This window comes from Streptomyces sp. NPDC048297, assembly GCF_043201585.1.
In the GTDB taxonomy this organism is placed as follows: domain Bacteria; phylum Actinomycetota; class Actinomycetes; order Streptomycetales; family Streptomycetaceae; genus Streptomyces.
This window is the reverse complement of record NZ_JBICZA010000015.1, coordinates 194,959-205,177: the sequence shown is the minus strand read 5'-3', so window position 1 is coordinate 205,177 and position 10,219 is coordinate 194,959. Positions and strand designations below refer to the sequence as shown.

The 10,219-nt window shown below is 71.4% G+C and carries 9 protein-coding genes and 1 pseudogene; 4 read left to right on the top strand and 6 right to left on the bottom strand.

Annotated elements, in window-relative coordinates; translation table 11 throughout:
* The 4 genes and pseudogenes from ACGFYV_RS18985 to ACGFYV_RS18970 all read right to left on the bottom strand — a co-directional run.
* Positions 1 to 82 (bottom strand): annotated as a pseudogene (locus ACGFYV_RS18985) (ectoine/hydroxyectoine ABC transporter ATP-binding protein EhuA); the annotation flags it as partial.
* 29 nt (positions 83 to 111) lie between these two features.
* Entirely contained in the window at positions 112 to 1,068 is a 957-nt protein-coding gene (locus ACGFYV_RS18980; RefSeq protein WP_393879534.1) for an amino acid ABC transporter permease, read from the bottom strand.
* Between the two features lie 42 nt (positions 1,069 to 1,110).
* The gene (locus ACGFYV_RS18975; RefSeq protein ID WP_393879533.1) at positions 1,111 to 2,049 is read right to left on the bottom strand and encodes an ABC transporter substrate-binding protein; all 939 of its coding nucleotides are present in this window, start codon (positions 2,047 to 2,049) and stop codon (positions 1,111 to 1,113) included.
* Positions 2,050 to 2,506: 457 nt separating this feature from the next.
* Entirely contained in the window at positions 2,507 to 3,283 is a 777-nt protein-coding gene (locus tag ACGFYV_RS18970; RefSeq protein WP_393879532.1) for an MFS transporter, read from the bottom strand.
* 498 nt (positions 3,284 to 3,781) lie between these two features.
* On the opposite strand from ACGFYV_RS18970, the gene ACGFYV_RS18965 reads away from it, so the two are divergent.
* On the top strand, positions 3,782 to 4,333 hold the full coding sequence (locus tag ACGFYV_RS18965; RefSeq protein ID WP_393879531.1) for an aminotransferase class I/II-fold pyridoxal phosphate-dependent enzyme: 552 nt from the start codon (positions 3,782 to 3,784) through the stop codon (positions 4,331 to 4,333).
* 14 nt (positions 4,334 to 4,347) lie between these two features.
* On the opposite strand, the gene ACGFYV_RS18960 is transcribed toward ACGFYV_RS18965, so the two are convergent.
* Positions 4,348 to 4,809 carry a hypothetical protein gene (locus ACGFYV_RS18960; protein ID WP_393879530.1) on the bottom strand — a complete coding sequence of 154 codons (462 nt, stop codon included), beginning with the start codon at positions 4,807 to 4,809 and terminating at the stop codon, positions 4,348 to 4,350.
* Between the two features lie 126 nt (positions 4,810 to 4,935).
* Between ACGFYV_RS18960 and ACGFYV_RS18955 the strand changes: the two genes are divergently transcribed.
* The 3 genes from ACGFYV_RS18955 to ACGFYV_RS18945 all read left to right on the top strand — a co-directional run bounded on the left by ACGFYV_RS18955 (position 4,936) and on the right by ACGFYV_RS18945 (position 8,723).
* On the top strand, positions 4,936 to 6,138 hold the full coding sequence (locus tag ACGFYV_RS18955; protein ID WP_393879529.1) for a cytochrome P450: 1,203 nt from the start codon (positions 4,936 to 4,938) through the stop codon (positions 6,136 to 6,138).
* Between the two features lie 191 nt (positions 6,139 to 6,329).
* A complete protein-coding gene (locus ACGFYV_RS18950; protein WP_393879528.1) occupies positions 6,330 to 7,616 on the top strand; it encodes an Ig-like domain-containing protein in 1,287 nt (428 codons plus the stop codon).
* A gap of 114 nt (positions 7,617 to 7,730) precedes the next feature.
* A complete protein-coding gene (locus ACGFYV_RS18945) occupies positions 7,731 to 8,723 on the top strand; it encodes an RNA repair domain-containing protein (RefSeq protein WP_393879527.1) in 993 nt (330 codons plus the stop codon).
* Positions 8,724 to 8,759: 36 nt separating this feature from the next.
* On the opposite strand, the gene ACGFYV_RS18940 is transcribed toward ACGFYV_RS18945, so the two are convergent.
* On the bottom strand, positions 8,760 to 10,172 hold the full coding sequence (locus ACGFYV_RS18940) for a hypothetical protein (protein WP_393879526.1): 1,413 nt from the start codon (positions 10,170 to 10,172) through the stop codon (positions 8,760 to 8,762).
* Positions 10,173 to 10,219 lie beyond the last annotated feature (47 nt).

The following is a 10,219-nucleotide window of genomic DNA, read 5'->3' as shown; positions in this document are numbered from 1 at the left end:
CGCCCGGCTTCACCTCCAGGTCGATGCCCTTGAGGACCTCGACATGACCGAACGACTTGTGGACGCCCTCGGCCCGGACCATCGGCGTACCGGTGATGACGGTCTTCTCGGTCATGCCGTGACCCCCTTGCGGCTGGACAGGGGCAGGAGGTTCGCCTTGACCTTCTGCCACGGGGTGGGTGGGAGGGTGCGGCTGGAGCCGCGGGCGTAGTAGCGCTCGACGTAGTACTGCCCCACGCTCAGGATCGACGTCGTGATCAGGTACCAAGTGGCGGCGAGGAAGAGCATCTCCACCGGGGAACCGGAGTTCTGGCCGATGTCCTGGGCGTAGCGCAGCAGTTCGTAGTACTGCACGGCGGAGACGAGGGAGGTCGTCTTGAGCATGTTGATGACCTCGTTGCCCGTGGGGGGCACGATCACGCGCATCGCCTGCGGGATGATGATGCGGCGCAGGGTCTTGCCGTGGCTGATGCCCAGCGCGTGGGCCGCCTCGGTCTGGCCCTCGTCCACGGAGAGCAGGCCGGCGCGGCAGATCTCCGCCATGTACGCCGCCTCGTTCAGGCCCAGGCCCAACAGCGCCGTGAGGAACGGCGTCATGAAGTTGGACCAATGGTCCTTGTAGAACGGCATCAGGTTGATGTACTCGAAGACCAGGCCCAGGTTGAACCAGACGAACAGCTGGACCAGGACCGGAGTGCCGCGGAAGAACCAGATGTAGAACCAGGCGATCGAGGAGGTCACCGGGTTCCTCGACAGACGCATCACGGCGAGCAGGATGCCGCCGCCCACACCGATCACCATGGACAGCACGGTCAGCAGGAGGGTCTGGCCGACGCCCTTGATGATGCGCTTGTCGAAGAAGTAGTCCGGGATCGCACCCCAGTTGATCCTGCCCTGGGCGAAGGCGTTGACGATCGCGCCCAGGATGGCGAGGGCGATCACGGCGGCGACGTAGCGACCGTAGTGACGCACCGGGATGGCCTTGATCGCCTCGACGGTCTGCGGCCCGGCGGTGGGCGGTGACGCGTGCACGGGAGCGCCACCCGTCTTTTCGGTGTCAACGGACACGGGGGTTGCCTTTCGAGGGCTGGTGCTGGACGAACTGGTGGGTCACTTGCCGCCATTGAGGGAGGCCTGCTTGACGGCGCCGTCCTGGGCGCCCCACTTCTGGAGGATCTTCGCGTACTCACCGTTCTTGATGATCGCGTTCATCGCGGCCTGCAGGGCGTCCCGCAGCTGGGTCTGGCCCTTGGCGACGGCGATGCCGTACGGCGCCGCCTCGACCTGCTGGCCGACCAGCTCGAAGTCCTTGCCACCACCCGACGTCTTCACCGCGTAGGCGGCCACCGGGAAGTCGGAGGACGCGGCGTCCACACCGCCCGAACGCAGCCGGGTCTGCGACTGCTGGTCGTCGTCGAACGGCTCGATGCCGAGCTTCTTGCCCTTCGGGCACTTCTTGGCCTCGGCCTTGGCCAGGTCGTTGGAGACCGTGCCGCGCTCGACGGCGATCTTCTTGCCGCACAGGTCCGACCAGGACGCGATGCCCCCGGTGTCGCCCTTGCGCGTGTAGATCGAGACGCCGGCGCTCAAGTAGTCGACGAAGTCGACGCCCTCGCCGACCTTCTTGCCGGTGTCGGGGTCGACACCGTCCTGACGGTTCTTGTTGTCCGTCATCGCCGACATCGCGATGTCGTAGCGGCCCGAGCGCAGACCGGTGAGCAGCGCGTCGAAGGTGCCGTTCTCGAACGTGAGCTTCACGCCGAGCTGCTTGCCCATGGCGGCGGCCAGCTCGGGGTCGATGCCGGTGGCGTTGCCGGAGGAGTCCTTGAACTCGACCGGCGCGTACGCGATGTCCGAGCCGACCTTGATCTCACCCTGGTCACGGACCGACTGGGGCAGCTTGTCGAAGAGCGGCGCCTCGGATCCCTTGGCCTGCCCGCCTCCGCTGTTCCCACCCTTGGTCTGGTCGCCGCACGCGGTCAGCAGCAGTGCGCCTGCTACCGCGACGGCACCGACGGCGGCCAGGCGACGGGTGGAGTGTGCGGTCATGTGTGGTTCCTCCTGCGGGATGGGGCTCGGCAGGGCACGCCATTCGAGAGAGACGGTGCTGCGCGATCGGCACGGCGGTTGACGCCGCGGCTCCTTAAGCCGACGCGAGGCCGTCGCGGCGCAGGCCCCACCGTGGTGACGATGGTTCTTCGGGTCCCGACGGCAGACGACACCCCGGGACCTGGGGGAAAGCAGGCCGCGCCGGGCGCGACCGTCGAGCGCTCTCGCAGGGGTGAGGAGAGCACGGTCAGGCTAGCCATCGAATGGCTTCATGCATAGACCCCAGCTATGAATACCATTCAACAGTCGATCTTGAACGGCGCGGAAAGCGCACGGGGACGGGTCCGGGCCACGGCCCGGTCCGGGCGGACCGCAAGATCACCGGGGTGGAGTTCGCCGCTGCCTTGGTCCGCCCGCAGCCCCGAGATCCCCTTCGGGCACGTCCAGCGCGGCCTGGTCACGTCACCGGGCCGGGGCGCCCTGTGGACCCGTCCTCGGCGGTGCGCGGCGCGGCGCCGCGGTCGGTGAGGGCCGGGGCGAGGGCGCCGAGCATGGCGGCGGTCAGGGCGAAGGCCCAGGGGTAGCCGGTCGCGGCGGCGAGCGTGCCGAAGCCGACGGCGCCGACGCTCATGCCGGCGTCGTGGGCGAAGTTCCACAGCGCGCTGACCGTGCCGTAGCCGGCCGCCGGCACCCGCGCGTACATGAGCGACAGCATGGAGTTCTGGACGACGCCGAAGCCGGTCCCGAACAGGGCGACGGCGGCCACCACCGCCACCGGGCTGCCGGTCAGCGCCATGAGCGCCGTGCCGGCGGCCGACAGCAGCAGGCCGGGCAGGACCAGCCCGGCGGAGCCGTGGCGGTCCCCGTGCCGCCCGGCGAACCAGCGCGCCGCCGTGGCCGCGGCGGGCTGGACGAACAGCGCCGCCGCGACCAGGCCGGTGGCCGAGGCGGGGACGGCGAGGGGAAGGAAGGTGACGACGATCCCGGCGGCGACGGCCGAGACCGCGAACACCGTTGCGGGACGCAGCAGTTCGGCTGTGCGCAGCGCCTCGGTGATGCCGACGGGCCGCCCGGAGGCACGGATCCGGTCGGGCAGGCCCGGCACGGTGGGGATCGCGGCGAGCGCGGCCACCGCTCCGGCGGTGAAGACGACCCCGTAGCCCGCGTGCGCGGCCTGCCACACCCCGAGCGGCAGTGCCACCAGTGAGGGCACCCCGCCGACGAGGCCGGCCACGGCCAGGCCCCTCGCTGCGCCGCTCGGCCGGGATCAGGGAAGCGGTCAGTCCGCCTCCCGCGACCACGGTGCACGCGAAACCGAGGCCGCGCAGCAGGCAGACCGCGACGATCCGCGCCGGCTCCCGGGAGAGCAGCAGCGCCGGCGCGGGGGCGCCCATCAGGCCCAGGCCGACGGCCAGCACCACCCGGTAGCCGTAGCGGCGTATCAGCAACGGCGTGGCCAGCTCGCCCGCCACCGTGGCCAGCATCAGGGCGCCGGTGGCCAGTCCGGCCGCCCCGCCGCCCCCGCCCCGGTGGCCGGCCGAGGCGTAGCCCGGTACGACGGACAGGAGCAGGTAGAAGCTCGTCGAGGCGCCCAGGACGGACACGAAGCGCAGCAGCAACGGCCGTGTCAGCAGGGGCTGTCGGACAGTGGAGACAGAGGGAACGGAGTCGAGAGGTTCGGTCACGGCTGGACGCTAAGGGCGCGACCGGACCGGCGATAAGCTCCGGTTCCATGCCTGTGGAGTGGTCCAGTTTCCCGCCCGAGCTGCTGCTGGCCGCCGACCGGGTCGTCTCGATCGGCACCGTCAGCGAGTCCCTCGCCCCCGCCCTGCGCATCGGCTGGATGGCCTGCCCGCCCCGACTGGCCGGCCGGGTCGCCGAGCAGAAGCACCGCGGCGACCGCGGCACGCCCGCACTCGACCAGCTCGCCCTGGCCGTGCTGATCGAGTCCGGACGCTTCGACCGCCATCTGCGCCGGATGCGGACCACCTACGCGGCCCGCCGTACCGCGCTGCTCTCCGCGCTCGCCGCACACGCGCCCGGCCTGCGGGTCACCGGTCTCGCCGCCGGGTTCCACGCGGTCGCCCACCTGCCCGCGGGCGCGGTGGAGCAGGACGTCGTCACCGCCGCCCGTGAACGGTCCGTCGGCCTCTACGGCATGAGCGCCCACCGGGCCTCAGGCGCCGCCAGCCCGGCGCAACTCGTCCTCGGCTTCGGCAACGTCGGCGAGCGGGCCGTCGGCGAGGGCATCGCGGCCGTCGGCCGGCTGCTCACCGGGCGGTGAGGTCCTGGAACCGCTCACCGCGGGGTGACGTCCTCGAACTGCTCGCCTGGCGGTGACGTCCTGGAACCGGGTCGGCCCGCGCGGCGGAACGAGCGGTGCAGCGGGGCCGCGGTGGCGAGGACGAAGAGCCCGAAGAGCGTGAACGGCAGCAGCCCGATGGGCTGGAGGAGGTAGTCGAGCGGGTGGCGCGCCAAGCCCACCCGGTTTCCCCACCAGTTGGCCGTCAGATCGGCCACCATGACGGCCGCCCCCAGCACCGGACCTGCCGGGCGGACGCGTACGGTCCACACCGCGGCCAGCGCGTCGAGCACCAGCAGGGCATGGAACAGGAGTTGACTCACCATCGGCCAGTGCCGGTAGGCGTGGACGCCGCCGACGGCCACGAAGCAGGCGTGGGAAGCGGCCCCTTCGGCAAACCCGACGACGTACACCACCGCCACCCACCGCGCCCAGCGCGGCTGCGCCCCCCGTCGCATACGGCCGACTCTATATGTGCCGGTCGGGGCAGGTCGTGTCCGGATGGGTGCGGCCGGATGGACTTGCCTTCGCCTGAGCGTCCCCCGCTGCTAGCGTCTGCACGAATCGGGAGACGGAGACACATGATGGCGGCAACCGAAGTGATCGATCTGGCGGCAATGGGCGAGGACTTCGTCCGAGATCCGTATCCGGTGTACGCGGCGCTGCGCGAGCGCGGCCCCGTGCACAAGGTGCGGATACCGGAGGGTGCGGAGGCCTGGCTCGTCGTCGGGTACGAGGCCGGGCGGGCGGCGCTCGTCGATCCCCGGCTGTCCAAGCAGTGGCGCAACGCCTCGCCCACCTTGGGGATCTCCGCGCCGTCCGCGGGCCCGCACATGCTCAACTCCGACCCGCCGGACCATGAGCGGCTGCGCAAGCTGGTCGTCCGCGAGTTCACCCCGCGCCGGATCGAGCAGCTCGCCCCACGCGTGCAGCAGATCACCGACGAGCTGCTCGACGCGATGACGGAACTTCCCGACGGACGCGCCGACTTGGTCGAGGCGCTGTCGTTCCCGCTGCCCATCGCGGTGATCTGCGAGCTGCTCGGCGTCCCGACCCTGGACCGGGACGCGTTCCGCACCTGGACCAGCACGACCCTCACCGACCCGGACCCGAAGGCGCGGCAGGCGGCGACGGGCGAAGTGTCCAAGTATCTGGTCGAGTTGCTGGAGAGCAAGCGCCGCGACCCGAGCGACGACCTGATGAGCGCCCTGATCCGGACCACCGACGAGGACGGCGACCGGCTGTCCGCGGACGAACTGCTCGGCACCGCCTGGCTGTTGCTGGTCGCGGGACACGAGACCACGGTCAACCTGATCTCCAGCGGTGTGCTGGCCCTGCTGACCCATCCCGACCAGCTCGCCGCCCTGCGCGACGACATGACGCTCATGGACGGCGCGGTCGAGGAGATGCTCCGCTACGAGGGGCCGGTGGAGGCGGCGACCTTCAGGTTCACCACCGAGCCGGTCGAGATCGGCTCCACGGTCGTCCCCGGCGGAGGAGAGCTGGTCCTGGTGTCCCTGGCGGACGCGAACCACGACCAGGCGCGCTTCGCCGACCCCGGCCGCTTCGACATCCGGCGGCCCGCCGGCGGGCATGTCGCCTTCGGCCACGGCATCCACTACTGCCTCGGCGCACCGCTCGCCCGCCTGGAGGCCCGGATCGCGATCCGGGCCCTGCTGGAGCGCTGCCCCGACCTCGCCCTGGACGCCCATCCGGCCGCCCTGACCTGGCGCAACGGCATGCTCATGCGCGGCCCGCACCAGCTGCCGGTGCGCTGGAAGTCCTGACCTCCCGCGAAGCAAGTCCCGACTTCCCGCGAAGCGTGGAATTCGCCACAATGTGTCCTCTTCGGGCCAGAAGAGTGCATAAATGGGATTCTTTGCTGGTTGCACTCGTTCAGTGACCAGCTTCAGGAATCCGACAATCAGTGGCACGGGAGCAACGTTTGATTACGGTACGTAAGCGACGCACTGGGCTGATGGCTACGGCCGGCGCACTCGGCGGCGTACTCGCACTCACGGCCCTCGGTGGCACCAGCAGCGCTGCCACCGGGGGCAACGACACCGGGAATCAGCCGAAACCGCAGACGCAGACGCAGACACAGTCGCAGTCGCAGTCGCAGTCGCAGACACCGGCGCAGACACCGACGAAGACGCCGACACCGACGCCGACGAAGACGCCGGGAAATCAGGACGTCTCCGACGCCCGAATAAAGATCACGCCAGGTCAGGGCGCCTACAACGTCGGCGTCAACGACCCCGTCGGGGTCACCGTCAGCGACGGACAGCTCACCAAGGTGGTGATGACCGCCGTCGCGACCGGCGCCGAGGTGCGGGGCACCCTGTCCGCGGACGGCACGTCCTGGAAGGCCGACAGCCGCCTGAAGCCTGCCACCAGGTATCAGATCGCCGCGGAGGCCGACGACGCCAAGGGCCGCTCCGTCACCGGGAACGCCACGATCACCACGGTCTCCCCGGCCAACGACTTCATCGGGCACCTCTCCCCCGCGAACGGCTCGACCGTCGGCGTGGGCATGCCCGTGTCGGTCACCTTCGGCCGGGCGATCAGCGACAAGGCCGCCGTCCAGTCGCAGATCCAGGTCAGTTCCAGCAGCGGGCAGCAGGTCGTCGGTCACTGGTTCAACGACAACCGCCTGGACTTCCGCCCCGAGAACTACTGGCAGCCCGGCTCCACCGTCACCGTCACGCTCACCCACCAGGGCGTCCAGAAGACGGTCACGTTCAAGATCGGCCGGAGCCAGGTCAGCACCGTCGACGCCAAGACGAAGACGATGACCGTCGTACGCGACGGCAGGACGATCAAGACCATCCCGATCTCGTCCGGCAGCCCCGAGCACCCGACGTACAACGGCCAGATGGTCATCTCCGAGAAGTACAGCCAGATCCACATGAACGCGGCGACCGTCGGCCTCACGGAGAAGGACGGCAAGCCCTCGTACGACATCAAGGCCGTACCGCACGCCATGCGCCTGACCGACTCGGGCACGTTCATCCACGGCAACTACTGGGGTGCCGACTCGGTCTTCGGCAAGGTCAACACCAGCCACGGCTGCGTGGGCCTCAAGGACGTCAGGGGCGGCGGCGACGCCACGAAGCCCGCCGCGTGGTTCTTCGACCACTCGATGATCGGCGACGTCGTGATCGTCAAGAACTCCGACGACAAGACCACGCTGGCCCCGGGCAACGGCTTCAGCGACTGGAACATGCCGTGGTCCCAGTGGGTCTCCGGCAGCGCGACCGGCTGACGCCACGGCACTGGCCGGCACTGCCCGGCACTGGCCGCATCCGAACCCGAACCCCTCACGCCCCCGGGTGACCACATCACCGGGCGGGCGGCACCCTGGAGGGGAGGAGGCGTGATGCGGACCAGCGACGAGATCTATCACCGGGTCCGCTGGGACCCTCGGTTCGACCCGGCCCGGTTCGTGCTGGGGATCAGCCGGCGCGGGGATGCCTGCACGCGCGTCCCGCTGTCCTCCTTCGTGCCGGGGGGCGACATCCCGTGGCACCGGGTGGTCTTCATCGAGGCGGACGGCGAGGTGGTCTGGGACCGCGCCACGGGTGTGGACCGCGTCGACGCGTCGGGCGCCGGCCGGGTGCGGGACCCACGACCGGACCCGCCACCGGATCCGCCACCGGACCCGCCACCTGACCAGCGCCGGGACCCGGACCTGGACCCGGACCTGGACCTAGACCCGGACCCGGACCCGGGCTCCGGCGGAGGCCACCCCGCCGGCGTCCTCGACGTGTCCCCGACGGCGCTCACGGCGGTGGCCTGGATCCCGCCCGCGGAGCTGTGGCCGCCGGTCCAGGACATCCGCCGGGACTACGATCCGCAGATCCACCGCTGGCCGCCGCACGTCAACGTGCTCTTCGGCTTCGTGCCGGAGGCCGACTTCGCGCGGGCCGCCCCGCTGCTCGCCGCGGCGACGGCCGAGGCGCCGGTCTTCACCGCCCGCCTCGACGGAGTGCGCACCTTCCGGCACAGGGCGTATTCCACCGTGTGGCTCGACCCGGCGGCGGCCGGCGAAGCACCGTGGACGGACCTGCACCGCGGGCTGCGGCAGCGGTTCCCGCGCTGTCGCGGACCCGTCGAGAGCTTTACCCCCCATCTGTCCCTCGGCCGGACCCGGGATCCGCGGCGGGTCGGCGCCGACTGCGCCACCCGGCTCGACGCCATGACGGCGACCGTCTGGGAACTCGTCCTGCTCTCCCGCCGGGGCCACGGCCCGATGCGGCCACGGGCCACGATCGCCCTGCGCACGGGCACGATCCGCTGGCTGCCCGCCCCGGGCCCCGAGGCTCCGGGCCCGCAGGACATGGCATGGCTCCACGAGATCACCGACCGGTGAGCCGGACTGTGCGGTCACCGCACGTCGTGATGACGATCACGATGCGAGGACGCGGCCGGCCGCGACGGCCGATGCCGCGGTGCCGCCGATGACGACGGCCCAGGCGGCGACGACCGGGAGGAGAGTGCTCCAGGTACGCAGCGCGGGCGAGTTCGCCGCCCGGGCGAGGAACGCGTCACGGCCGCGCAGGACCGCGAGGCCCACACCGGTCAGGGTCAGTGCCATGCCGGCGCCGAACGCCACGACCATCGCGACCGCCGCACCGACCCGGCCGGTCAGCAGTCCGCTGAGAAGGACGAGGAACGCCGACGGGGAGGGCAGCAGACCGCCGGATGTGCCGAGCAGGAGGATGCCCCGCCAGGTGAGCAGGGAGGTGGACGTCGGGATGTGGTGGCTGTGTGCGTGGCGGTGACCGTGACCGTGGCCATGCCCATGGTCGTGGTCGTGGTCGTGATCGTGGCCATGCCCATGGTCGTGGTCGTGCCCGTGGTTGCCATGGCCGTGGCCGTGCTCGCGGTTGATCAGGTGGCGCCTGAGCAGGCCGATGCCCACGGCGACCACGACCAGGGCCGCGATCAGCTGCAGCCAGTCGGTGACCGCTGCGACGTCCGGTGCGTGCCGGGCGGCGAGCCACCAGCCCACGGCGAGTACGGCGACCGAGGCCGTGTGCATGACGGCGACGACGGCGCCGAGCCACACCGCGTCCCGTGCTCTGCCCCGGCCGCCCACCAGGTACCCGGCCGCGAGCGACTTGCCGTGGCCGGGGGCGCAGGCGTGGAAGGCGCCCACCGCCGCGGCGACGAGGAGGGCCAGTGGCAGTACGGCTCCGTGGTCCAGCAGTGCCGCGAGGTCGGTGGTCCACAGAGGCGACGACGCCCCCGTGGATGTGGTGGCGGCGGAGCCGCCGGCCCCGCCAACGGAGAGAGTGAGGGCGAGGGTGGGGTCGCTCGCCGTGTGCAGGCCGCCGCCGCCCTTCTCGGTCACGGAGATCGTGCGGTAGGCCCGGTTGACGTCGCTCAGCGCGGTGATGGTCAGGGCGATCGTGTCCACGGCTTCGGGGCAGGTGTAGTGGATCCGGGCCCCCTTGCTCGCGAGGTGCCGGACGTCCACGGTGCCCGGCCGGCACTCACGCCCGTGCTGGCGCACGGTGATGTGCGAGCCCAGGTAGGCGCCGTCGGCTCCCCCGGCCGCCCGGTGCAGGACCTCCAGGTCGTCGCGCTGGGCGGACCAGGTGATCTCGACGGTGCGGTCTTCGGCGGTGACCCGGGCGACCGGTGGGGTGCCGAAGGGGTGCGCCGCGGCCGGGCCGGAGGCGCTGAGCAGCGCGAGTACGGCGGCCAGGCCGGTCAGCCCGCTCAGGAGGAGACGGGCGGCGCGGCTGCGGGTGATACGGAAGGTGTGGACGGCGCGGAAGGTGTGGACGGTGCGGAGGGCGCGGAGGGTGTGCACAGTGGTGGTCCCGTCGGGAGGGGAGCGCCGCGAGTCGCCTCCCCTGG

Excerpts from the sequence above, each read along its gene's own strand:
- ACGFYV_RS18945 (WP_393879527.1), top strand. The coding sequence starts at position 7,731 with ATGCGGACCAGCGACGAGATCTATCACCGGGTCCGCTGGGACCCTCGG.
- ACGFYV_RS18975 (WP_393879533.1), bottom strand. The coding sequence starts at position 2,049 with ATGACCGCACACTCCACCCGTCGCCTGGCCGCCGTCGGTGCCGTCGCG.
- ACGFYV_RS18955 (WP_393879529.1), top strand. The coding sequence starts at position 4,936 with ATGGCGGCAACCGAAGTGATCGATCTGGCGGCAATGGGCGAGGACTTC.
- ACGFYV_RS18950 (WP_393879528.1), top strand. The coding sequence starts at position 6,330 with ATGGCTACGGCCGGCGCACTCGGCGGCGTACTCGCACTCACGGCCCTC.
- ACGFYV_RS18965 (WP_393879531.1), top strand. The coding sequence starts at position 3,782 with ATGCCTGTGGAGTGGTCCAGTTTCCCGCCCGAGCTGCTGCTGGCCGCC.
- ACGFYV_RS18960 (WP_393879530.1), bottom strand. The coding sequence starts at position 4,809 with ATGCGACGGGGGGCGCAGCCGCGCTGGGCGCGGTGGGTGGCGGTGGTG.